This is a genomic window from Actinoplanes sp. NPDC023936, from assembly GCF_040639325.1.
In the GTDB taxonomy this organism is placed as follows: Bacteria; Actinomycetota; Actinomycetes; order Mycobacteriales; family Micromonosporaceae; genus Actinoplanes.
Window position 1 is genome coordinate 1 of the sequence record NZ_JBEZZR010000065.1, and the last position, 24329, is coordinate 24329.

The 24329-nt window shown below is 72.4% G+C and carries 16 protein-coding genes and 1 pseudogene; 11 read left to right on the forward strand and 6 right to left on the reverse strand.

Translation table 11 applies throughout. The annotated features are described in order from the left end of the window. Positions 1 to 120 precede the first annotated feature (120 nt). On the reverse strand, positions 121 to 606 hold the full coding sequence (locus tag AB0F72_RS40540) for an HIT family protein (protein WP_360444068.1): 486 nt from the start codon (positions 604 to 606) through the stop codon (positions 121 to 123). 107 nt (positions 607 to 713) lie between these two features. On the opposite strand from AB0F72_RS40540, the gene AB0F72_RS40545 reads away from it, so the two are divergent. Both AB0F72_RS40545 and AB0F72_RS40550 read left to right on the forward strand, forming a co-directional pair. After that, positions 714 to 3767: a PAS domain S-box protein gene (locus tag AB0F72_RS40545; protein ID WP_360444071.1), complete on the forward strand. Its 3054-nt coding sequence runs from the start codon at positions 714 to 716 to the stop codon at positions 3765 to 3767. 23 nt (positions 3768 to 3790) lie between these two features. Then, positions 3791 to 4411 (forward strand): class I SAM-dependent methyltransferase, encoded by a 621-nt coding sequence (locus AB0F72_RS40550; protein WP_360444074.1) that lies wholly within the window; start codon positions 3791 to 3793, stop codon positions 4409 to 4411. Here the strand turns inward: AB0F72_RS40550 and AB0F72_RS40555 are convergent. The 3 genes from AB0F72_RS40555 to AB0F72_RS40565 are packed head-to-tail and all read right to left on the reverse strand — an operon-like array spanning position 4368 to position 7589. Further along, positions 4368 to 5447: a prenyltransferase gene (locus AB0F72_RS40555; protein ID WP_360444077.1), complete on the reverse strand. Its 1080-nt coding sequence runs from the start codon at positions 5445 to 5447 to the stop codon at positions 4368 to 4370. The genes AB0F72_RS40550 and AB0F72_RS40555 overlap by 44 nt on opposite strands. Further along, on the reverse strand, positions 5434 to 6216 hold the full coding sequence (locus tag AB0F72_RS40560) for a class I SAM-dependent methyltransferase (protein ID WP_360444080.1): 783 nt from the start codon (positions 6214 to 6216) through the stop codon (positions 5434 to 5436). The genes AB0F72_RS40555 and AB0F72_RS40560 overlap by 14 nt, the downstream gene beginning before the upstream one ends. Positions 6217 to 6227: 11 nt before the next feature. Then, complete coding sequence (locus AB0F72_RS40565; RefSeq protein WP_360444083.1) at positions 6228 to 7589, reverse strand: glycosyltransferase family 4 protein; 1362 nt, start codon at positions 7587 to 7589, stop codon at positions 6228 to 6230. A gap of 594 nt (positions 7590 to 8183) precedes the next feature. On the opposite strand from AB0F72_RS40565, the gene AB0F72_RS40570 reads away from it, so the two are divergent. The 3 genes from AB0F72_RS40570 (at position 8184) to AB0F72_RS40580 (ending at position 16676) form a co-directional block, all read left to right on the forward strand. Continuing rightward, positions 8184 to 8387, forward strand: coding sequence for a DNA-binding protein (locus AB0F72_RS40570; protein WP_360444086.1), 204 nt, complete (start codon positions 8184 to 8186; stop codon positions 8385 to 8387). Positions 8388 to 8657: 270 nt separating this feature from the next. Next, a complete protein-coding gene (locus tag AB0F72_RS40575) occupies positions 8658 to 12215 on the forward strand; it encodes a glycoside hydrolase family 9 protein (RefSeq protein WP_360444089.1) in 3558 nt (1185 codons plus the stop codon). 111 nt (positions 12216 to 12326) lie between these two features. Next, the gene (locus tag AB0F72_RS40580) at positions 12327 to 16676 is read left to right on the forward strand and encodes a polymorphic toxin-type HINT domain-containing protein (protein WP_360444092.1); all 4350 of its coding nucleotides are present in this window, start codon (positions 12327 to 12329) and stop codon (positions 16674 to 16676) included. Positions 16677 to 16755: 79 nt separating this feature from the next. On the opposite strand, the gene AB0F72_RS40585 is transcribed toward AB0F72_RS40580, so the two are convergent. Continuing rightward, positions 16756 to 19044 (reverse strand): trypsin-like serine protease, encoded by a 2289-nt coding sequence (locus AB0F72_RS40585; RefSeq protein WP_360444095.1) that lies wholly within the window; start codon positions 19042 to 19044, stop codon positions 16756 to 16758. 197 nt (positions 19045 to 19241) lie between these two features. Between AB0F72_RS40585 and AB0F72_RS40590 the strand changes: the two genes are divergently transcribed. From AB0F72_RS40590 to AB0F72_RS40610, 5 genes and pseudogenes are all read left to right on the forward strand, one after another. After that, a complete protein-coding gene (locus tag AB0F72_RS40590; protein ID WP_360444098.1) occupies positions 19242 to 20117 on the forward strand; it encodes an ABC transporter permease in 876 nt (291 codons plus the stop codon). Between the two features lie 9 nt (positions 20118 to 20126). Then, the gene (locus tag AB0F72_RS40595; protein ID WP_360444101.1) at positions 20127 to 21152 is read left to right on the forward strand and encodes a glycine betaine ABC transporter substrate-binding protein; all 1026 of its coding nucleotides are present in this window, start codon (positions 20127 to 20129) and stop codon (positions 21150 to 21152) included. After that, complete coding sequence (locus tag AB0F72_RS40600; protein ID WP_360444103.1) at positions 21139 to 21912, forward strand: ABC transporter ATP-binding protein; 774 nt, start codon at positions 21139 to 21141, stop codon at positions 21910 to 21912. Before AB0F72_RS40595 ends, AB0F72_RS40600 begins: the two co-directional genes overlap by 14 nt. Beyond that, the gene (locus AB0F72_RS40605) at positions 21909 to 22784 is read left to right on the forward strand and encodes a TauD/TfdA family dioxygenase (RefSeq protein WP_360444106.1); all 876 of its coding nucleotides are present in this window, start codon (positions 21909 to 21911) and stop codon (positions 22782 to 22784) included. The genes AB0F72_RS40600 and AB0F72_RS40605 overlap by 4 nt, the downstream gene beginning before the upstream one ends. 144 nt (positions 22785 to 22928) lie before the next feature. Beyond that, a pseudogene (locus AB0F72_RS40610) lies at positions 22929 to 23069 on the forward strand (VOC family protein); the annotation flags it as partial. A gap of 341 nt (positions 23070 to 23410) precedes the next feature. On the opposite strand, the gene AB0F72_RS40615 reads toward AB0F72_RS40610, so the two are convergent. Beyond that, positions 23411 to 23590, reverse strand: coding sequence for a hypothetical protein (locus tag AB0F72_RS40615; protein WP_360444109.1), 180 nt, complete (start codon positions 23588 to 23590; stop codon positions 23411 to 23413). Positions 23591 to 23773: 183 nt separating this feature from the next. Between AB0F72_RS40615 and AB0F72_RS40620 the strand changes: the two genes are divergently transcribed. Continuing rightward, positions 23774 to 24163: a VOC family protein gene (locus AB0F72_RS40620; RefSeq protein ID WP_360444111.1), complete on the forward strand. Its 390-nt coding sequence runs from the start codon at positions 23774 to 23776 to the stop codon at positions 24161 to 24163. The last annotated feature ends 166 nt before the right edge of the window (positions 24164 to 24329 follow it).

Genomic DNA, 24329 nt, shown 5'->3' on the forward strand with positions numbered 1-24329 from the left:
AGGAGCACCTGCTACACCCATACCCGACCAACACATCGATCTTGATCAGAGTGACGGCCGTTCACTCCAAAGCATGTGCGAAGTACGGGGCTAGATGCCGAGGGTCCTCCACCTCGGGTACTAGAAATGGTTCCGTAGCCGGTCGGTGAGGTCTCGCACCTCGTCCGCCGGGCGACGCTCCTCGTGGAGGTGCTCCCAGGGGAGCGGGCCGCCGGCCGCCGGATCCCGGTGCGGCCGGGGGACGACGTGGCCGTGCAGGTGCGGCACGCTGTTGCCGAGGACCGAATAGTTCATCTTGGCCGGCTGGAGCAGCTGCTCGACGGCCCGGCCCACCGTGAGCAGGTCGGCGAAGAAGCGCTGCGCGTCGGCCGGGTCCACCTCGGTCGGCTCACAGACATGACCGTCGCGCCAGATCACCCAGCAGTATCCGGGGATCCGGCCACGGACGCTCAGGTATCCGTTCGCGACCTGTCCGGTGTAGACGCGCACGCCCCAGTCCGGGTCCTCCTCGCGGACGAAGGTGCAGAGCGCACACTCGTGGCCGTCCTTGCGGGCCGGCCAGTCGTCGGGCCACGGCGTCCACTGATCCATGGTTGTCGTCTCCATCCCTCGATGCTCGCGTCGTCGCTTTCGCCGAGTCTCGCTGTTTTCCGGCTGGCCTGCGGGCCGGGAACCTACGCTGAGGAGGCGACGCGGCAGACGGAGCGGAGGCCATGCGGCTACTGACGGTTACCGCAGCGTACGCGGTGATCTTCGCGTGGATGGGCTACCGCTATCTGCGCCGCCGTGATCCGCTGCTGCGCGACGTCATGTTGATGTTCGCCTCGGTCGGCATGCTGTTCATCATCGGAGTGATCCGGGTGATGTCGGGCTCGGCGCCGCGCGTGCTGATGGGCTTCTTCGTCGCCTTGCTGCTGGCCAAGCCGGTGCTCACGCTGCGGATGGTCGCCCGTCTGCGCCGGGTGCCCGGATGGTGGCTGACCGCCGCGACGCTGGCCTGGGCGGTCAGCGCCTGGCCGGTGGTCGCGTCCTCCACCGGGCGGCTGCCGCGGCCGGTGATCTGGCCCGCCGTCGGGGTGTTCTTCGTCCTGGAGGTCCTGGCCGCCTGGCTGCTCGCCGACCAGGCCCGCCGTCGCGGGGGAGCGGCCCGGGTCCGGCTCTGGTGCGCCGCCGCCGCGACGGCGCTGTTCGGCGTGGCGCTGCTGACGTCCGCCGGCGGGCGATCGGTGGCCGTGCACGCCCGGGTGCTCGCGCTGATCGCCGGAGTGCTGTATCTGCTGGCGTTCGTCCCGCCGCGCTGGCTGCGGCGCAGCTGGTCGGCCAGCGCCGCGTACGCGATGACCCGTCACCTGCTGACCGTGCCGCCGGAGGCTCCGGCCGCGCAGACCTGGCGGCACTTCTGTCACGGCGCGAGCCAGGTCCTCGGCGCCGATCTGACAGCGGTGCTGCTGCCCGCGGGCCCCGGCCGCCTGCAGGTACTCACCGGCACCGACGATCCGCCGCTGGCCCACGAGATCACCGACCGGGACGTGGCGGAGGTGCTCGGGCCGCCGTTCACCATCGACGCGCTCGCCGGCTGGACGCACCCGCCGGCCGTCGCCGTCGACCTGGCCCGCGCCAGCGGCACCCGGTACGTCACGGCGACGCCGATCAGCACGCCGGGCGGCCCCGGCGCGCTGGTGATGCTCAGCCGGTACCGAACCCTGTTCCCCGAGGACGACATCACGGTCTTCAGCGAGCTCGCCGCTCAGGCGGCAGCCCTGGCCCGGCGGGCCGTCGTGCTGGCCGATCGGGAACGCCTGGCGGTCATCGTCGAGTCGTCACCGGACGCCATCGTCGGCTGGACCCTCGACGGCATCATCACCAGCTGGAACGCCGGCGCGGAACGGCTGTACGGGTACACCGCCGACGAGGTGCTCGGCCGGGACGCGGTCACCGTGTTCGCCGGCAGCGATCAGGAGAGCGAACGGCGGATGCTGCGGCAGGTGGCCGCCGGTGAGCGTATCGAGCGGGACACCGTGATCCGGCACCACAAGGACGGGCACGCCCTGACCGTCTCCGTGACGATGTCACCGCTCGTCGACCAGTCCGGCCGGATCACCGGGATCGCCGGCATCTCGCGGGACGTCAGCGCGCGCCGCCGGGCCGAGGCCATGTTCCAGAGCCTGCTCGAGGCAGCGCCCGACGCGATGCTCGGCGTCGACGCCGGCGGGGTCATCACGCTGATCAACGCGGAGGCGGAGAGGCTCTTCGGATACCGGCGTGACGAGCTGATCGGCCACAAGGTCGACATCCTGGTCCCGGAACGGGTCCGCGACGAGCATCCGCTGCTGCGGGCGCACTCCTTCGCGCGCTCGCGGGCCCGGCATCTCGGCACCGGCGCGGCGCTCACCGCCGTACGCAAGGATGGCTCTGAATTTCCGGCCGAGATCAGTCTGTCCGCGCTGGAGACCGAGGACGGCCTGACCGTGACCGCCGCGATCCGGGATGCCACCGACCGGGTGCTGGCGCAGGCCGAGCGCGAACGGCTGATCACGCAGGCGGAACGGGACGCCGCGGAGCGACGCGTGCAGCAGGCGCGCCGGCTGGAGAGCCTCGGCGAGCTGGCCGGCGGGGTCGCGCACGACTTCAACAACATCCTGGCGATCATCGGTAACTACACCGAGCTGCTGCTCGACACGTTCCACGACGACACGCCGGCGCCGGACGACGTCGCCGCGGCCCGCGAGGACCTGCGCCAGATCCGGCGGGCCGCGGAACGCGCCACCCAGCTGACCAAGCAGCTGCTGGCGTTCGGGCGGCGCGACGTCACGCAGGCCCAGGTGCTGAGCCTCAACCACGTGATCGGTGACGTCGAGGAGCTGCTGCGCCGCAGCCTGGGCGAGCACATCCACCTGATCACGCACCTGGACCAGCACGTCTGGAACGTGCACGCGGACTCCGGCCAGCTCGAGCAGATCCTGCTCAACCTGGCGGTCAACGCCCGCGACGCGATGCCGACCGGCGGCACGCTGTCGATCGACACCAGCAACGCCGAGCTCGGCCCGGACGACGTGGCGAGTCATCACCTGCAACCCGGGCGGTACGTGCGGCTGCGGGTCAGCGACACCGGCAGCGGCATGACACCCGACGTGCTGGAACGCGCCTTCGAGCCGTTCTACACCACGAAACCGCGCGGCGCGGGCACCGGATTGGGCCTGGCCACCGTGTACGGGATAGCCACCGCGGCCGGAGGCGACGTGCACCTCTACTCCGAGGCCGACATCGGCACCACCGTGACGATCCTGCTTCCCGCCGTGGAGCAGCCCGTCGCGGCCGGTCCCGCAGCGGCGCCGGATCCGCCGGACGCGGAGCAGCGGCCGCTGGAGCAGGGAACGATCCTGATGGTCGAGGACGAGGACGCGCTGCGGCGGACCACCGGCCGGATCCTGGTCCGGGCCGGCTACACCGTGCTGGCGGCCGGTGGCGGCAGCGAGGCGATCCGTCTCGCCGAGACCCACCCGGAGCGGATCGATCTGCTGCTCACCGACGTGATCATGCCGGACATGATGGGCAACGAGGTCGCCGCGCGGATCACCGCGATCCGGCCGGGGACGCCGGTGCTCTACATGTCCGGGTACGCGGAGCCGGTCCTCACCGAGAACGGCACGTTGCCCGACGGCGTCGTCATGGTGGAGAAGCCGTTCACCAGCGGGGAGCTGCTCGGCCGGATCCGGACCGTGCTGGGCCGCGGGCCGCTCACCGCCCGGGGCCCCGCGGCCGGGTGACCGGCCGTTCCTATGATGACCTGATGCTCGACGCCGACCTGCTGACGGCCGCGGAAGCGGCGACCGGATTCATGCCGCCCGACGAGGGCCGCGCGCTCGCCGAGGCAGCCCTGGCCGCGCCGGCCGGCCCGATCCTGGAGGTGGGCAGCTACCTCGGCAAGTCGACGCTCTACCTGGCGGCCGCCGCCCGCCCCCGCGGAACAAAAGTCGTGACCGTCGACCACCACCGCGGCTCCGAGGAGCATCAGCCGGGCTGGGACTACCACGATCCCGGGCTGGTCGACCCGGCCGTCGGGCGGATCGACACGCTGCCGGGGTTCCGCGCCACGATCGCCACGGCCGGCGCCGAGGACGTGGTCGTCGCCGTGGTCGCCCGCGCCGAGGATTTCGCCCGGCTGTGGGCGACGCCGCTGGCGTTCCTCTTCCTCGACGGCAGCCACACCGACGAGTCCGCGCAGCGTGACCTGACGAGCTGGGCGCCGCACCTGGCCACCGGCGGGATCCTCGCCATCCACGACGTGTTCCCCGATCCGGCCGACGGCGGTCAGGCGCCGTACCGGATCTACCGCCAGGCGCTCGACTCGGGCGCGTACACCGAGCTCAGTGGGAAGGGTTCGCTGCGCTTGCTGCGCCGGGATCGCTGAGTTCGCCGGTGTCGCCGAGTTCGCCGGTGTCGGTGAGCTTGCCGGTGTCGCGGAAGATGCCGGACCGGGGATGCTGCCCGTGCAGCGCGTCGACCGCGAGCACCACCGCGGCCGCCGTCCAGGTGGTGCGCTCCACCGGCCAGCGCACACCATCGGTCAGGACCAGGCCGGTCCAATATGACCCGTCCGCCTCCCGCAGATGCTGCATCGCCGCGACCAGTTCCGCCGCGGCGTCCCGCTCACCGATCGTGTCCAGCGCCAGGGCCAGCTCACACGTCTCCGCGCCGGTCACCCACGGCTGATCAGAAACACAGAAAACCCCCTTGCCGGGTACGACGAAAGCGTCCCACCGTTTCTCGATGCGCTGCCGCGCGGCCGTACCGGTGACCGCCCCGCCGAGAATCGGGTAGTACCAGTCCATCGAGAAGCGGCTCTTGTCGGCGAACGCCTCCGGCCGCCGGTTGATCGCCGAGGCGAGCAGGTCGGCCGCCAGCTCCCAGTCCGGCTGCGGCTCACCGGCCCGCTCGGCGATCGCGACGCCGTAGCGCAGTGCCTGATGAATGCTGGAACTGCCGGTCAGCAGCGCCACCGGGTCACCGGCCGCCCACCCGATCTCCCCGCCCGGCGCCTGGCACCCGGTGACGAAATCGAGCGCCCGGCGCACCGCCGGCCACATCCGCGCCAGGAACCCGTCGTCGCCGGTGCACAGCCAGTGATGCCAGCAGCCGACCGCCAGGTACCCGGCGTGGTTGGTCTCCGCCGTCGGGTCCGCGACCACCCCGCCAGCGTCGTAGCGTGCCGCCCACGACCCGTCCGGCCGCTGCGTGCGGCGCAGCCAGTCGTAGGCGGCCGCCGCCCGGTCGTGCTCGCCGCCCACGTCGAGTGCCATCGCCGCCTCGACGTGATCCCACGGATCCAGCTGCCCGCCCCGGTACCAGGGGATGGCGCCGGTCTCCTCCTGCTCGGTGGCGATGCTCGCGACGGTCTCGAGGATCTGATCGGTGCTCAGCACCCCGGCCAGGTCAGGAGCCGACATGCGTCGCCGGGTCGTTCTTCTGCAGGTCCGAGTCGTTCTTCTGGAGGTCCGGGTCGTGCTTCTGGAGGTCCGAGTCGTTCTTCTGGAGATAGAGGACCACGCTCTTGCCGATCAGCGGGTTCAGCGCCTGCTCCAGCACGCGGGTCACCGCAGGCTTGTCGACGATGTCCCACACCAGCAGCCGGTGGTAGGCGCGGGTCGGCGCGGCGTCGCCGATCGCGCACTTGAGCCACCAGTACGGGCTGTGCAGCGCGTGCGCGAACCCGTTGCCGGTCACCGTCAGCCCGGCCCCGCGCAGCCGGTCGGCAAGCTCGTCCTCCCGGTAGATGCGCACGTGGCCGCCCTCGTTGGCGTGGTACTCGTCGGACAGCGCCCAGCACACCCGTTCCGGCAGCCAGCGCGGGACGGTCACCGCCGCCCGGCCGCCCGGTTTCAGCACGCGGGTCAGCTCGGCGATCGCCGTCACGTCGTCCGGGATGTGCTCGAGCACCTCGGAGGCGATCACCCGGTCGAAACTGGCGTCCGGGAACGGCAGCGAGAGCAGGTCACCGCGTACCGTGGTGGCGCTCGCCGCGGCCGGCGCCTCGCCGGCCAGGTCCATCGCCGCGCACCACTGCGCGGTGGTCGCCAGATCCTTGGCGTTCAGGTCCAGGGCGACGACGTCCGCGCCCCGGCGGTACGCCTCGAACGTGTGCCGGCCCTCGCCGCACCCCAGATCGAGGACCCGCATGCCCGGCCGCACGTCCAGCCGGTCGTAGTCGACGGTCAACAAAGTTGGTTCTACCTGCCCTTCGCAGCGATCGCTTCCGCGTACCATTCGGCGGTGCGGATCGCGGTCCGCCGCCACGTGAAATGCTCGGCCGCCCGGCGGCGGCCCTGCTCGCCCAGCCGGCGGCGCAGCGGCTCGTCGTCGAGCAGCCGCCCGATCGCCGCCGACAACGCCTCCGCGTCACCCGGCGCGACGTGCAGCGACGCCAGCCCGTCCGGCCCGGTCACCTCCGGGAGCGCGCCCGCCGTGGTGACCACCAGCGGCACCCCGCACGCCATCGCCTCGACGGCCGGCAGCGAGAAACCCTCGTACCGGGACGGCACCGCGGCCACCGTCGCCGACCGGAACAGATCAGCGAGCTCCTGATCGGAGATGCCGGAGACGAACCGCACCGTGCGGTCCAGGCCGAGCCGGGTGATCGCTGTGGCGGCGGGGCCGTCCGGGCGCGCCGAGCCGACCACGACGAGTTCGACGTCGTGGCTCGCGCGGAGTTTGGCCACCGCTTCGATCAACTCCGAGAGACCCTTCAGGGGTACGTCGGCACTGGCGACCGTGACGATGCGGGCAGCCGTTTTCGGGGCTTCCGCGGCGGGGTTTGCGCGGGGGGTCTCGGCGGGATCTTCGCCGGGGTTTTCGCGGGGGCCGTCAGCGAAGTTTTCGCGAGGGCTCTCGGCAAGGCTTTCCGCAGGGCGTTTCGCGGGGCTGAACGTGTCGGTGTCGACGCCGACGCCGATCACGCGGAGCCGGTCGGCCGGCACCCGGAAAGCGTCGACGATCTCGTCGCGGGCCGCGTGCGACACGGTCGTCAGCCAGGGCAGGTCGCGGGCCATCCGGGCCTGCATGCGGGTGAACGCGTACCAGCGCCGCAGCGAGAGCCGGCGTATCCAGTTCGGGGCCGCCGCCAGCTCCAGATCCCGGTCGACAGTGATCGGGTGGTGGATCGTCGCGACCAGGGGAGTGGTCGATCTGCTGAGCGGCCACAACCCGTACCCCAGGCACTGGTTGTCATGGATGACGTCGAAGTCGGCGAGTCGGCGCCGCAGGTGACGCCAGGCCCGCAGGGAGAACGTGAGCGGCTCCGGGAAGGCGCCGGTGCACATCGCCGCCCATTCGAGGACGTCGATTGAGGTGCGGAACTCGCTGAGCCGGGGTGTCCGGAAGGGATCGGGATCGCGGTAGAGGTCGAGGCTCGGCAGGGCGGTCAGCCGGACGCCGTCGTCCAGATCGGGCAGCGGCGGGCCGGAGAACACCTCGACGTGGTGACCGAGCCGCACCAGCTCACGTGACAGGTGCCGGACGTAGATGCCCTGGCCGCCGCTGTGCGGTTTGCTGCGATACGACAACAGGGCGATGCGAAGCGGCGCGGAGGTCACCAGGAGACCCTAAGCGGCCGGAGCCGAATGATCACTACCGGCGGGTGCGGCCAGTTGGCGAAGCGATGCGGCTCCCGCCCGCGGATGGGAGCACATCGACGCGTCCGTCAGCGGGGACGGCGGCTCACCGAAGCGTCCGCCAGCAGGGACGGCGGCTCATCGAAGCTCGTGGTCGCGGGGGTGCAGGGGTCACCCGCGCCGCCGATTGTCGATCGTGGAGCGGTGCGGGGCCGAAGACCACGGTCGTCCGTCGGCGCGAGCCCATGTCACCCTGCGTGTCGGCATCCACGGTGAACGCCGCGCTTCGCGGAAACCCACGGACGCTCCAGGCCCCGCAGAATCACGCGAACCCGCAGCGCTCCACCATCTCCGGCCACCCACCGTGACACGCAGCGGAGCCGGCACGCAGCGGAGCCGGCACGCAGCGGAGCCGGCACGCTGCCGGGCGGCGGGTTCCGGAGCGCGAACTCCAGCGGGCCACCCGCGTCTCCTCGGCGGCCGCCGGCGGTCCACCCGAGGCGGCGAGTGCGCGGCCATGTCGGGATTTACATCCTTTTGGGCGAGCGTGGGTCAACTTGCTCAGAAGCTATAGTCATGAGCGTGAAGCGCCAGGCGCAGCTGTTCATGGGAACCCACGAAATCGGCGTCCGGCTCGGCGGGGTCAGCCGCCAGCGCGTGTACCAGTTGACCAATCGCCCGAACTTCCCCGCACCCATCGCCGACCTCGCCCAGGGCAGGGTGTGGCTGGCCGCGGACGTCGAGAGCTGGATCGCCAGGTACCGCAAACAGAAGGAGTGAGGACGCCGCCGGGACGGGCCGCGCCTGCCAGGTCATCGGGCCGACGATGCTCGCAGCTGAGCAGCCGTCTCCTGCCCGCCGGCGCGGCCGAGGGCGTAGATCACCTCTGAGGTGAGGACGGGGTCTTCGTCGGTCGTCAGGAGATCCAGGTTCGGCAGCGAGGCAGCATCACGGGGAGATCCGTGGCCCGTGTCTCATCGCGCGGGCCCCGGGCCGTTCCACTTTTCTTGATACGGTCCGATGACCTCGGTCATCGACAGATGGACATGCATGAAAGCCTCTCTGGCGCGATCCGCGATCGCCCTCACCACCACCCTGCTGCTCGGCGCCGGCGGCCTCTGCGCCGTCGCGACACCGGCCGGCGCCGCCGTGACGTCCTACATCCGCCTCAACCAGGTCGGTTACCCGGCCGACCAGCCGAAGATCGCCTACTTGATGGGCACCACCGCACAGGCCGGTTCGACCTTCTCCGTGATCGCCACCGACGGTAGCACCGCGGGCAGCGGCACGGTCGGCGCCAGCCGCGGCGGCTGGAACAGCGGGTACACCGCCGTGCTGCCGATCGACTTCTCGGCGGTGACGACCCCCGGCACCTACACGATCCGGATCGCCGGCGTCACGACCTCGCCGGCGTTCGCGGTCCGCGCGAGGGCCGATCTGTACGCCCCGGTCGCCGGCACCATGACGCAGTTCTTCCAGACCCAGCGCGACGGCGCCGACGTCATCCCCGGGCTGCTCGGCCGCCGTCCCTCGCACCTCGACGACACGTCGGCGACGGTCTACCAGGTGCCCGCCTACGCCGGCACCGAGGACTGGGACGACACCATCGCCGGCGGCCTCACGCCGATCAGCGGCGTGCCCCCGGTCGATGTCGCCGGCGGCTGGTTCGACGCCGGCGACTACCTGAAATTCACCCACACCACCGCGTACGCGGCCGGTGCCCTGCTGCTGGCCCAGCGCTCCGGAAGCGCCGACACCGCGCGCGCCGCCGAGATCGAGCACGCGATGGAGTGGCTCGGCAAGATGTGGGACAAGGACACCGGAGTCCTGTACGCCCAGGTCGGCATCGGCGGCGGCAACAGTGACGGCGACTTCGTCGGCGACCACTGGGTGTGGCGGCAGCCGCAGGCCGACGACGCGGTGACCGATCCGCCCGGCACCGGCGAGTACTACCTGCGGCACCGTCCCGTGCTGCGGGCCAACGCGCCGGGCGCGCCGCTGAGCCCGAACCTGGCCGGGCGGGTCGCCGCCGCGTTCGCCCTCTCCGCGCAGACCCACGCGGCCACCGACCCGGACCGGGCCCGCGCCGACCTGGACACCGCCGCCGCCATCTACGCGAAGGCGCAGACCACCGGCGTCGGCGAGCTCGTCACCTCGTTCCCGAAGGGGTACTACCCGGAGTCGACCTGGCAGGACGACATGGCGTTCGGCGCGACCGAACTGGCGCTGGCCGGCCGCGCGCTCGGCGACGGCCGGGCCGGCGGCTGGCTCACCCAGGGCGCCTCCTGGGCCCGGGCCTATCTGGACGCCGGCGCCCGGGACACGCTCAATCTCTACGACGTCAGCGGGCTCGCCCTGACCGACCTGAGCACCGCGATCACCGCGGCCGGCGCCACCGGGCTGGCAGTCACCGCCGACCAGCTGCTGGCCGACCAGCGCGCGCAGCTCGATGCGGCGGTCAGCCGGGCCGAGGCGGACCGGTTCCGGGCCGCCGCCGACTACACCACCTTCGACGCCACCTCGCACGCGCTCGGCCTGATCGCCCAGGCCGCCCGGTACGACGCGATCACCGGCACCGCCCGGTACGCGCAGTTCGCCCAGGCCCAGGCGAACTGGGTGCTCGGCGGCAACCCGTGGGGCGTCTCGCTGATCATCGGGGCCGGCACCACGTTCGCGAAGTGCCCGCACCACCAGGTGGCCAACCTCGCCGGCAGCGCGACCGGGTCCGGAGCGATCCTGGCCGGCGCCGCCGTGAACGGGCCGAACGGCGAGGACGTCTTCGACGGGCTGGAACCCGGCGACACCACGCCGTGCCCGGCCGGCGGCGCCGACCCGTACGCGGCCTTCACCGGCAACGGCGCCCGCTTCATGGACGACGCGGACGCGTGGATGAGTGTCGAACCGGCCATCGACTTCACCTCCACCGGCCTGCTGGCGTTCGCGTTGCTCGGCGCCGGCGGCTCCGGGCCCGGCCCCGAGCCGGAGCCGGAGCCGGTGATCAAACGGGACACCGTCGGCGTGCACCGGCCGTCGAACAGCACGGCCTACCTGCGCAACAAGCTCGACGGGGGCGCCTCCGACATCCCCGGGTTCGCGGTGGGCGGGTCCGGCGACGTGCCGCTGGTCGGTGACTGGGACGGTGACGGCGTCGACGGCATCGGTTACTGGCGCGCGTCGACCCGGCAGTTCTGGCTGCGGAACTCGCTCTCCGCCGGCGACCCGGACCGCTTCTACACCGCCGCCTGGGCCACCACGTCCGACATCCCGCTGGTCGGTGACTGGGACGGCGACGGGGACGACTCGGTCGCGACCTGGCGGCCCGGCGACCAGACCGTGCGGATCCGGTACGACAACACCTCCGGCGCCGCCGAGGTCGGGGTCAAGTTCGGCTCCGCGACCGACACCATCCTGGTCGGTGACTGGAACGGCGACGGGCACGACAGCCTCGGCTACTACCGCCCGTCGACGCGCGAGTTCAAGCTGCGCAACCAGCTCACCGGAACGGCCGCGCCGGAGACCGTGGTGGTCTACGGCAGCGCGGGTGACAAGCCGCTGGTCGGTGACTGGAACGGCGACGGCAAGGACACCGTCGGCGTGTTCCGGCCGACCGGGCACCAGTGGCACCTGCGCAACACCAACACGAACGGCACCGCGGATCACTCCTTCAGTTACGGCCAGGACACCGACCGGCCCCTGGTCGGGGACTGGCTGGCCGACACCGCAGGCACCCCGGCGCAGGTGGCGGCGGCCAACGGCTTCTACGCCGACCCGGACTTCCACCCGACCCAGTGGGTGAACGCCAACCCGGGCGACCCGCGGGCCACCGCGATCCGCACGGCGATGGCCGGCAAGGCCGGCGCGGCGTGGTTCGGCAACTGGAGCGGGGACATCCGGACGGCGGTCGACGCGTACGTCAGCGGGGCCGCCGCGGCCGGGCAGGTGCCGATCCTGGTCGCCTACAACGTCCCCGGCCGTGACTGCGGCGGCGAGTCCAGTGGCGGCGCCGGCAGCCCCGCGGCCTATCGGCAGTGGATCAGCGACTTCGCCGCCGGGGTGGCCGGGCGGACCGCGATCGTGATCGTCGAACCGGACGCGGTCGCGCTCATCGACTGCCTGACCGAGGCCGAGCGGACGACCCGGTTCGGTCTGATCGCGTACGCGATCAATGCCTTTCAGGGCCGGACCTGGACCTATGTCGACGGCGGCAACGCGAGCTGGGTCGACGCCGACACGATGGCCGCCCGGCTGATCCAGGCCGGGATCGGCGGCGCCCGCGGCTTCGCGGTCAACGTGTCGAACTTCTTCACCACCGCCGAGTCGTCCGCCTACGCCGACGCCGTCAACGCCGGCCTGGTGGCGCGCGGCCAGCCGGCCAAGCCCTATGTGGTCGACACCAGCCGCAACGCCAACGGCGGCACGGCCGGTGACTGGTGCAACCCGGAGGGCGTCAAGCTCGGCGTGACCTCGCGGGTGAGCACGGCAGGCCCCGAGTTCCTGCTCTGGATCAAGGTGCCGGGCGACTCGGACGGCGACTGCGGCCGGCTGGAGGATCTGCCGGCCGGCACGTTCAGCCCGGATCTGGCCACCTGGCTGATCAACGGGACCTGAGATCGCGGCGCCCTCCGCTCACCGGCGGAGGGCGCGTCGCGTACCGATCACCAGCGCGTCATCAATCGACAGTGGCTGCCGTTCGCATGCGGGGCCAGGGAGGAGCGCGGCGTGGGACTGTCGTTCAGGGGCGGGCTCGCCGCCGTCACCGCGGCCACGATACTTGTCACGCCGGCGGTAGCGCCGCAGCCGGCCACCGCCACGCCGGCCCGCGCACCGGCCGCCGCTGCGACAGCCGGTGACCTGCGGGCCCAGGTGATGACGGCGTGGCGGTCCGGCGGCGCGGAGGTGCAGGCGGCGGCCGAGCGGGCGCTGCTCGGCACCGACGCCGACCTGGCCGCCTTCGTCGACACCGAGTGGGAGCCCCGGCAGGCGACCGACGAGCGGCTGGCGATCACTCGGATGATCTCCGGGGGCGGGCCGAGCGTCCGGCAGGCCGGCCAGCAGGCGCTGGCGTCCACCGACCCGGACGCGATCGGCGACTTCGTGGAGGTCGGCTGGGAGCAGGCCGAGGCGGTCGACCAGCGGATCCGGGTCAGTCAGGTGATGGACGCCGGCGGAGCACAGGTGAAGGCGGCCGGGCAGGCGGCGCTCACCGCCGGTACACCGCAGGCGCTTGACACGTTCATCCAGTCCGGCTGGCAGCGGCCGTACGAGGTGGACCAGCGGGTCCGGATCGCACAGATCCTGACGGCCGGCGGCCCGGAGGTCCGGCGGCTCGCGCAGCGGGCGCTGCAGGCCGGCACGATCGACGCGTACGCGCAGTTCATCGAGGTCGAATGGGCGATCGGCGCAGCCCGCGACCAGGAGACCAAGGCGATCACCGACCTGGCCGGCGCGGCCACCGCGGCTGCGGAGGAGGCCACCGCCCAGACAGTTGTCGCGCAGGAACAGGCGCAGCGCGCCCAGGCGGCGGCCGAGGCCTCGAAGAAGGCAGCCGAGTTCGCCAAGGCCGCGGCGCAGCGGGCGCAGAGCGACGCGGTGGAGGCGGCGGCCGCGGCACGCCAGGCCGCCGACGCGGCGGAGAACGCCGCGAAGGCCGCCCGGGAGGCGATCTCGGCGGCGAACGCGGCGATCCGGGCGGCCCAGGTCGCAGCGAACGCCGCGGCGCGGGCGGCGTCCGCGGCGACGATGACGCAGCGGGCAGCGTCGCGGGCCCAGCAGGCGGCGGCGAACGCGGCCACCGACGCGACGAAGGCCGGGGCGGCACGCGACGCCGCCGTGGCGGCCCGCAACGCCGCGCAGACCGCGAAGAAGGCGGCCGACGCCGCCGGCAAAGCCGGTGACGTGGCACGGCAGGCGCAGTCCGCCGCCCGCTCCGCCGGGTCAGCCGGCGCGCAGGCGATCCTCGCGGTGCAGGCGGCCGACGAGGCGGCGGCGCTGGCCCAGCGAACCGGCGTGAACACGGCGCAGGCCGTCGCCGCGGCGAACCGGGCCCGGGCCAACGCCCACCGGGCCAACCGGGCCGCCGCCGCGTCGGCGACGTTCGCCGGGCAGGCCGCCGACGCCGCGCACCGGTCCCGGGACGCCGCGCTGAGCGCGGTCGCCGCGGCCAACGCCGCCGCGGCGGCAGCCGACGAGGCCGCCGACCACGCCGGTGAGGCGGCCCAGGCGGCGGCACGGTCCACGGCGGCCGCCAACGCCGCGACCACCGCCGCGAACCAGGCCGTGACCGCCGCCCAGGAGGCGCATCAGATCTATGAGCAGGCCCGGGCCGCGGAAGCCGAGCGCCTCGCGGTCGCGCTGGCGGAAGGCCGTGCGGCGGCCACCGAGGCGACGGCGTCCCTCGGCCGCTACGAGCAGAAGGCCGCCGCCGACACCCAGGAGGCGGCGAAACGCGGCGCCGAGGTCGACGCGCTGATCGCGACCGCGAACAACCCGGCCACCCCGCGTGCGGAGGCGGTGTCGGCGGCCCGGAAGGTCGCGCTCGCCCTCACCCGCGCGCAGGGAACCTGGACCTCGACGGCGGCGTACGACGCCTTCGCGGGCAGCGACGACGTGGTGCTCACGTTCGTCCGGGACGGGATCGCCCGGACCGCCGCGCAGGACGACCGGGTGATGGTCGCCAGCCTGGCCGCCGAGGGCAGTGAGGCGTTCGCGGCCGCCGCGGAGACGGCGCTGGCCGGCACGGACGCGCAGGTGGCGGCGTTCCTGCGGGACCAGACCTACCCGCAGCGGGCGCAGGAGGACCGCACCGCGGTCACCCGGGTGCTCACCGCCGCCCAGGACGCCGGGAACACGGTGCTGGCCGAGCGCGCGCAGCAGGTGCTGGCCGACGGCACGGCCCCGGTCAGCCGCCGGTTCCTCACCGTGGAGCAGTTCGACCTGGCCGCGGTCGGTGACCGGGTGCGGGCCACCCGGCTGCTGGAGGACGACGCCAGCGGACCCGAGGTGCGCGCGGCGGCGCAGATCGCGCTGGAGAACACGCCCGCCGCGCTGCGCCACTTCCTCGACCAGGGACAGTACGACGCGCGGCAGGCCGACCAGGAGGCGGCCGCGCACGAGGCGCAGATCCTGGCGCTGCTCGCCCAGGCGGACACGGCCGCGACCACGGCCACCCAGCAGGCGCAGGAGGCGCAGGCGGTGGCGGCGACCGCGCGCGGCAGCGCCGCCGAGGCGGCCCGGTACGCGTCCCAGGCGCAGGCCTCGGCGCAGGCGGCGGCCGGCTATGCGGCCCAGGCGACCGCGTCGGCCGACCGGGCGCAGCAGTCCGCGGACCGGGCGGCGGCCTCGGCGAAGACCGCGGCGCAGGCGGCCGCGACGGCGAACGCGGCGGCGAACCGCGCGGCCCGGTCGGCAGCCTGGGCCCAGGACTCCTACCGGCGCGCCGGGTACTGGGCGGAGCAGGCCTACGAGTCGGCGGTCGCCGCCCGCAAATCCGCGATCGCCGCCGGCAAGTCCGCGCAGGAGGCGATCGACGCCTACAACACCGCGTACGACGCGGCGGTGAAGCTGGCCGAGGACGAGCGCCGCGCCGAGAACGCGCGTCAGGCCCTGATCTGCCAGGCGGAGAACATCCCCGGCTCCGAGGCGTACAAGAACTGCAAGTACCACGTGACCGACTCGGACGGCGCGAAACTCGGCAAGGCCATGGTCAACGCCGAGATGTGTCACCTGCTGGCGGCACCGGGCAGCGCGTATCACAAGAACTGCCTCTACGACACGTTCAACCCGAACTTCGGGCTGAACCGCCAGATGGACTTCGCCCAGCTCTACAGCCAGGTGATGCTCAGCTTCGCGGTGGGCACCGCCGCGGTGCTCGCCGTCTTTCTCACCGCCGTCGCCTGCAGCGAGCTGTGCGGCACGGTGCTGGCCATCATGGGCGGCGCCGAGGCGCTGATGGGCGTCGGCGGCTTCGTCGACCTCTGGCTGACCTCACAGCTGGTCAACGTGGCGGCCGGGGTCACCGCCAGCACACGCGCGCTGATCGAGATTAAGGCGCTGTCCGGACTGCGGATCCCGGCGATCTTCCAGCGGGTCACCGTCAGCAACCAGGCCGGCAAGGCGCTGCTCGGCCGCTACACACTCGGGCTGCGCCGCTGCCTGACCGGCAACAGCTTCACCCCGGACACGCCGGTGCTGCTGGCCGGCGGCGGGACCCGGCCGATCGGGCAGATCCGGGAGGGCGACCGGGTCCTCGCCACCGACCCGCTGACCGGCGTGTCGAGGCCGCAGACGGTGACCCGGACGATCTCCGGGACCGGTGACAAGGATCTGGTCGGGATCACCGTGGACGGTGGCACGGTCACCGCCACCGCGAACCACCCGTTCTGGGTGGCCGGACCGGACCGGTGGGTGACGGCGGGGAACCTTCAGGCCGGGCAGTGGCTGCGGACGAGCGCGGGGACCTGGGTCCAGATCACCGCACTGGACCGGGACCGCACCGCCGCGACAGTGCACAACCTCACGGTCACCGGCCCGCACACCTTCTATGTGGCGGCCGGTACCGTGCCACTGCTGGTCCACAACGTCAGCGACTGCGACGTGGCGCTCGGCTATCGCAAGGACGGGCTGGCGCAGTGGGCCAACGAACGGGGCTACCGGCACTACATCAAGCCGGAGTACAACCCCGATGCGCCGGACGCGAAGGACTGGGTGGGCCCGGTGATGGCAGACATCTCGACGCCGTCGGTCCGGCTTCATGTGCGCATAGACGGCTTCGCCGCGGTCCAGGGCAACGACACGCCCATCAACCGGTTCCTCTGGATGGCGTTCGAAGGTGCCATGTTGCGGCACAAAGCACGCGGGACGGAACGCGAGATGTCCTGGATCGCCCAGGCCGTGTGGAAGAAGCAAAGATCCTGGGACTCGATCAGGTTCTATGTCGGCGGACAGCAGATCTACCTCGGTCCGGAGCCTGACTGGGTGAACCTGATCCCCGACAAGGTGCAGGTCAATGGTCTTACCCTCACGCGACGGGACTGGCTGCGCTTCCTGGACCCCCTGGACCCTCCATTGTGAGCTGGACCCTCCGCTGTGCGCTGGGCGCCCCGCACGACACGGGGCGCCCAGCGCTTGCCGGCTCAGCTCGGCGGGTGGCTCAGCTCGGCGGGTAGCGCAACTCGACGAGCGCCGACTCGGCGCCGCCCTCCTCGCCGATGCCGACACCGCGGTACTGCCCGGCGCCGACGGTCACCGTCGTGGTTCCCGTCGCCGAACGGCTGGTCGCCGCCAGCGCGCGGCCGGCGTCGGCCCGGACCAGGAACGTCTTCGGCAGATCCAGGGTGAGCACTCCGGCCGTACCCCTGGCCTTGAAGCAGAAGCGCGGGAAGCCGAGGTCGGCGTCGTGGGTCTCCACGACGATCAGATCCGCCGCCGGGGTTCCGGCGCCGCAGTCGGCGAGCAGGATGTGCCCGTCGCCGCGGCCGAGCGAGATGTGCTGCGCGGCCTCGATCGCGGCGGCGCCCGGATAGCCGTAGTCCTCCACCAGCGTGCCGCCGTTGGTCTCGGCCGGCGCCTCACCGCTCGGCGCGGGCACCGCGGACACCGGCCCGGCCGGCGCGCTGGATGGGGCCGGGCCGCCCGGCGCGTACCAGCCCTGCAGGTCGGCGAGCAGGTGGGCGGTGCCGTTGCTGACGTTGCGCAGCCGGATCCGCCCGTCCGTGCCGACCGGAACGGTGACCAGCGCGGAGCGGGCGCCGGAGCCGGGCGGGGCGTAGTTGGCGAACGACGGCGCCGGCTCGGCGCCACCGACCGGCCAGGCGTGCAGGTGGCCGCTCTGGGTGTTGGCGACCGAGGTCAGGTTCAGCACCGCCGTCGCGCCGGCGGGCAAGCCGGTGGAGATGTCGGTGGTGCCCTGCGCGGCCACGGGGGTTCCGGCGCCGGAGGTACGGGTGTCGAGCAGCCGCCGGGCGGTCAGCGTCCGGAGTCCGGCGGTCCCCGAGCCGGGCACGTAATAGCCGGTGACGGTCAGCACCAGGTGGATCGCGTACCCCCGGTTGGTGATCGTCACCCGGCCGTCGCCGCCGAGTTGGATCGCCACGCCGTGTGCGGTGTTGCCGGCCACGTAGTCCATCACACTGCGGTTGGCGGCGACGCCCGGCGGCGCGGCGGCGAGCCAGCCGGGACCGGTCGCGCCGACCGCGATGACGTCGGCGAACACCGCCGTCGCACCGACCGGGACGACCCCGCCGGTCAGCGTGAAGGTGCGGCTGCCGTTGCCGGCGATCGTGCCGGTGCTGCCGCCGGTGCCGTTGCGGGTGTCCACCAGCCAGGTCGGCGCCACCGGCACGAATCCGGCGCCGGCGCCGCGGACGTAGTAGCCCTGCACGTCCGCGAGCATGTGCCCGCCGGTGTTGTTGTACACCGACAGCCGCCCGCTGGCCGGCAGCGGCACCACCACCGTGTTCGACAGGGTCTGTTCCGCGGTGTTCACCATCGACAGCGCGGGGTCCCGGGTGCCGCCCTCGGGGAAGACGGTCAGGTAGTTGCCGGTCGTCGAGATCGCGGTCAGGTCCAGCAGCACCGCGCTCACCCCGCTGGCCGGCACCCCGGCCACGCCGGCGACCTGGAACGTGGTGATGCTCCGCGCCGCCGGTGCGGCCGGCCCGCCGCCGAGCCCGCTGCGGGTGTCGAGCACCTGGCCACTCGTGGACAGCCGGACGAACGAGCCGCCGCGGATCGTCTCTCGCGCCCAGGCCGCCACATCGTCGAGGCGGGTCTCGGTCGTCGTGCTGCGCGTCTCGGTCGCGTCGGTCTCCAGGCAGCCGGCCTGCCACGAGGCGGAGTGCAGCGCCACCAGCGCGACAGCGCTGCCGGTCACCCGCAGCGCCGGACCGCCGGTGTCGCCCGCGCAGAGGGCGGCCGGAGCGCCGGTCAGGCCCAGCCGTCCGGTCGCCACGCTCTGTACCCGCAGGCCGGCGACATGCAGCTGGTCGGGGACCCAATCCGTGCCGGTACGGCCGTAGCCGGCCACCGTCAGCGTCTCGCCGACCACCGGCGCGGTCGTCCCGAACGGCACCGGCGCGATGTCGGTGATCGGCGTGGCCAGCTTCGCCAGCAGGACGCCTCGGCTCGGGTGCCGGACCGTCTCGGTCGCGGCCCGGACCTGGCCGGTGCCGGCCGCGGCCCGGTCGGTGCGCCCGACGGTGATCCGCAGCGACGCGGCCGGCAGGTCGGCGGGCACGCAGTCGGCCGAGGTCACCACCCACTCCGGATCGACAAGCGCGCCCGAACACCCGCGGGTGCCGTCCGCGGCCCGGATCTCGGCGACGAACCCGTATCCACTTGTCACCGCCGTGCCACCGGTCACCGCGGCAGCCGGCGCCGGTGGCGCGGCAGCCACGATCAGGACCGCGGCGCCGGCCGCGGTCACGAGGCGTCTCATCATGCTCTCCCCGCATCCTCGAATACATCCCTTTAGATGTATGGATACCGTAGGTGATCGCATGCCGGTTGGTGCCGCTCGGTAGCCCTCACCGAGTTCGGCGAACTGCCCGCTGCTGAGACGGCTCTTGCCATATTCCTAGTAACCCGATAGAAAATGTGGGTGCGCCGATCGGTGCCCGCATTTCCGGGAGTGACCTCGTGACCACCTCTGTCTCCATCCCGCCGGCCGCGCCGGCCGTGGAAACGTCGATCGGCGGACCGGCCCGGCCCGGCAATCCGCTCGCGCCGCGCGGTGGCCGGCGCCGCCGGATCCTGCTGCGGCTGCTGTCGCTCGCCGTGCTGTACGCGCTCTGGGAGATCGCCGCCCGCGCCACCCGCAACCCGACGTTCATCCCGTCGCCCGCGGCGGTCTGGCACCAGCTGATCCAGACCTCCACCGTCCACGACGGGCTGCGCGGCTACAGCGGCCACCTGCTCATCGAGCACCTCGGGATCAGCCTGCGCCGGATCCTGATCGGATCGGCGATCGGCGTCGGGGCCGGCCTGATCATCGGCGTGGTGATGGGCACGGTCGGCTGGATCCGGGTGGTCACCGAACCGGTCGTCACGTTCGTGCGGGCGCTGCCGCCGCTCGCCTACTTCAGCCTGTTCATCATCTGGTTCGGCATCGACGAGACACCGAAGCTGTGGCTGCTCGCCATCGCCGCGATGCCGCCGGTCGCGGTGGCCGCCGCCTCGGCCGTGCAGTCCGCGCCGACCGGCCTGATCGAGGCCGCCCGGGCGCTCGGCGCCGGGCGCTGGCAGGTGACCCGTGACGTGGTGCTGCCCAGCTCGCTGCCGGAGATCTTCACCGGCATCCGGCTCGCCGTCGGCGTCGCGTACTCCTCGGTGGTCGCCGCCGAGACGATCAACGGCGTACCGGGCATCGGCGGCATGGTCCGCGACGCCCAGCGCTACTCCCAGACCGACGTCGTCGTCCTCGGCCTGTTCGCCATCGGCCTGTCCGGACTACTGATCGACGCCCTGCTGCGGACGGCCGAGAACCGGCTGATCCCGTGGCGGGGCCGTGCATAGGAGAACACGATGCGTAAGTTCCTCGGCCTCGCGGCCGTCTTCCTGCTGGCCGCCTGCGGCAACGGCGCCGCCAGTGGCAACACCGCCGGTGACACGACGGAGAAGTCGATCCGGATCGCCTACCAGGCGTTCCCCAGCGGCGACCTGGTGGTCAAGAATCAGGGGCTGCTGGAGAAGGCGCTGCCGAACTACAAGATCACCTGGACGAAGTTCGACTCCGGCGCCAGCATCAACACCGCCTTCGTCGCGAAGAGTGTGGACATCGCCGCGATCGGGTCCAGCCCGGTGGCACGCGGACTCTCGGCGCCGCTCAATATCCCGTACCAGGTGGCCTTTGTCCTTGATGTGGCCGGGGACAACGAAGCGCTCGTCGCGCGCAACGGCAGCGGTGTCACCGACATCGCGGGCCTGCGCGGCAAGAAGGTCGCCACACCGTTCGCCTCCACCGCGCACTACAGCCTCCTCGCGGCGCTCGACCAGGCCGGGGTCAAGGAGTCCGAGCTGACCATCGTCGACCTCGAACCGCAGGACATCCAGGCTGCCTGGACCCGCGGTGACCTGGACGCCGCGTACACCTGGCTGCCGTCGCTGGACGAGATCAAGAAGACCGGCACCGTGCTGATCAGCAGCCGCCAGCTCGCCACCGCCGGCAAACCCACCCTGGACCTGGGCGTGGTCTCCACCGCCTTCGCGCAGGCGCACCCCGAGGCCGTCGACGCCTGGCGCAAGACCGAGGCGCAGGCGCTCAACCTGATCGCGAGCGACCCGGCGGCCGCCGCGACGTCGATCGGCGCCGAGCTCAACCTCAGCCCCGCCGACGCGCAGAAGCAGCTCAGCCAGGGCGTCTTCCTCAAGCCCGCGGACCTGGCGAGCGACGAATGGCTGGGCACCGAGGCCAAGGTCGGCAAGCTCGCCGACAACCTGGTCAGCGCCGCGCAGTTCCTCAAGGACCAGCAGAAGATCGACGCGGTGCCGGATCTCGCCACCGTGCAGAAGGCGATCTACGTGAAGGGTCTGCCCGATGTCCTCGGCTGATGCGATCGTCCTGGAGCAGGTCGAACACGCCTATGGTGACGTCACAGCGGTCGGCCCGGTCGATCTGACGGTTCCGCGCGGTGAGTTCCTCGTGCTCGTCGGGGCGTCCGGCTGCGGCAAGAGCACGTTGCTGCGCCTGATCGCCGGTTTCGAACAACCCACCCATGGGACGGTACGGACCAGCGGGGCGCCACCCGTACCCGGCAAGGGCGCCGGCCTGGTGTTCCAGCAGCCCCGCCTCTTCCCGTGGAAGACCGTCGGCGGCAACGTCGAACTGGCGCTGCGCTACGCCGGGGCCGCCGGCCGCAAGGAACGGGTCGCCGAACTGCTCGCCGGCGTCGGCCTGCACGACGTCGCCGACCGGCGCACCTGGCAGATCTCCGGCGGCCAGCAGCAGCGGGTGGCGATCGCCCGGGCCCTCGCCGTGGAGAACCCGCTGCTGCTGCTCGACGAGCCGTTCGCCGCCCTCGACGCGCTCACCCGCGAACGGTTGCAGGAGGACCTGCGGCGGGTCAGCGCGGACACCGGCCGTACCTGTGTGTTCGTCACCCACAGCGTGGACGAGGCGATCTTCCTCGGCAGCCGCGTCGTGGTGCTCACGGCCCGCCCCGGCCGCGTCGCCCTGGACCTGCCCATCGACCTGCCGCGCGCCGGTGTCACCGCCGATGAGCTGCGCGGACTGCCGGAGTACGCGGCCCTGCGCTCCGAGATCGGTCACGCCGTCCGCGCGGCGGCCCACCTGGAAGGAAGCCTGGCATGACCACCGCCCTGGTACGCCTCGACCCGGCACAACTTGATCTGGAACCGCTCGGCCCGCACTTCGGCGCGGTCGTGCACGGCCTCGACCTGGCCACCGCCACCGACGAGCAGGTCGTCGCCCTGCGCGCCGCGCTGGTCGAGCGCAAGGTGCTGTTCCTGCGCGATCAGTCCCTGAACGAGACCAGCCAGGTCGAGCTGGGCCGGCGGATCGGCGAGCTGACCGCGTCGCACCCGGTGGTCGGCGGCCTCGACGAGGCACACCCCGAGGTGTACGCGCTGGACAGCGCCGACAACGGATTCGCCGACGTGTGGCACACCGACGTGACGTTCATGAAGCGGCCGCCGCTCGGCTCGATCCTGCGGGCGGTCGTGCTGCCGCCCTCGGGCGGGGACACGAACTGGGCCGACGCGCAGCTGGCGTACGACTCGCTGGCCACTCCCGTGCAGCGCCTCGTCGACGAGCTGACCGCGGTGCACGACGGCACCCGGGAGTTCGGGTACTACCTGGCCCAGCGCCGCGGCGGCAAGGGCAACGTGTGGGACGGGGAGACGGTGACCCGGCTCGACCCGGTCGAGCATCCGGTGGTGCGGGTGCATCCGGAGACCGGCCGCAAGGGCATCTTCGTCAACCCGGGCTTCACGTCGCACATCGTCGGGGTGTCCGAGTTTGAGAGCCGGGCCATCCTGGACCTGCTCTACGCCCATCTGACCAAGCCGGAGCATGTGGTGCGGCATCGGTGGCGGCTGGGGGATGTGGCGCTGTGGGACAACCGGAGTACCGCGCACTACGCCAACCGGGATTACGGCACGCAGCGGCGGGTGATGCACCGGATCACGTTGCGGGGGGACATCCCGCGCGGGCCTGTGGGCTGAGCGAGTCCGTCGGCGCGGATGATCGTCTCGGAGAGGACTACCGCGGCCGGGAGCGACTACCGCGGCCGGGAGCGACTACCGCGTCCGGGAGCGCTGAGGGCCAGCTGGTCCGGCTGGCCGTCAGTGCTGCCGGAGGCCTGTTCCGAGACCCGCCTGATCGGGCTCGGTGCGGCCGTCGTCGCCGACCGTCGTAACTCGGACGGTACGGGGTGGGTGGTGCTCGCCGATCCGGAGGGCAACGAGTTCTGCCTGCTCCGCGGAGATGTCGAGGCGGCGGGGGAGTAGCGGGCCCAGGGTCGATGAGGGCGCACGCTGCGAGGTGGGCGTGCGGGTGAGGGCACACTGAAGCCCGCGCCGGCACCGGTGAGGGCACACGATCGCCGTCCGTGTGGCCGCGTCGCTGCTATGGCGTAGATGCGGGTCCACGATGGCGTTGTGTGCGTCTTCGTCCACCCTCCGAAGGCCGACCACTCCTCCGAAGGCCGACCACTCCGCCGAAGGCCGACCACTCCGCCGAAGGCCGACCACCCCTCCGGCGGTCGACCACCCCTCCGAACGTCGGCTTGGACGACCTGCGCGACGCGCCGATCGCTCGCCGGTCACCCATCCGCCCGGGCCGGGATCGCTCAGGGAACCTGGGCCTCGCAGATGGCCCCGGCGGGCTGACTCGACTCGGCGACCTTCGTGCCGTCCACGAAGATCCGGCACGTTCCGGTGGCGGTGGGATCAGCGGTGTCGGTGGCGACCGAGATCAGCGACGCGGGTTCCTCCCAAGAGCAATTTCCGGTACGGGGTTCGCCCGGCATCCGTCACGTCTGTCACCGGCGCAGTGTAGCGATCATGATTCACTGAGGACCCTTCCGCGCGGCGGTGACAAACCTCTTCGTTGGGTACGGGCTGACGTCCGCCGAAATCGACACGGTACCGGCGGGTTCCTCGATGTCTCGCCGGTGGGCCGCTCCGGCGGCGTGGTCTGAGATCATCCGACGATGACCTCCTATGTTTCCCATACCGTCGTGGACTGCGCCGACGCCTACGAGCTGTCCCGGTGGTGGCAGGGCGTCCTGGACTACCGCGAGGATCCGGACGATCCGAACGAGCCCGGCCACGAGGAATGCCTGATCTTCTCGGCTGACGGCCGGCACCGGCTGCTCTTCATCGAGGTCCCCGACGTGAAGCAGGGCAAGGACCGGATCCACCTCGACCTGCGCCCGGCCGAGGGTACCCGCGACGAGGAGCTGACCCGCCTGACCGGGCTCGGCGCGGCCGTCGTCGCCGACCGTCGTAACTCGGACGGTACGGGGTGGGTGGTGCTCGCCGATCCGGAGGGCAACGAGTTCTGCCTGCTCCGCGGAGAGGCTGAGGCGGCGGGGGAGTAGCGGGCCCAGGGTCGATGAGGGCGCACGCTGCGGAGTGGGCGCGCGGGTGAAGGCACACCGAAGCCCGCCCCAGAGCCTGTTGGTTTTTGGGGTTGGCTGCTCGTGGGCAGTGGCTGGTGATTCGGTTCGGGTGGGTGGTGGGCTGCCGCTGGGGCGGCCCGTAGGG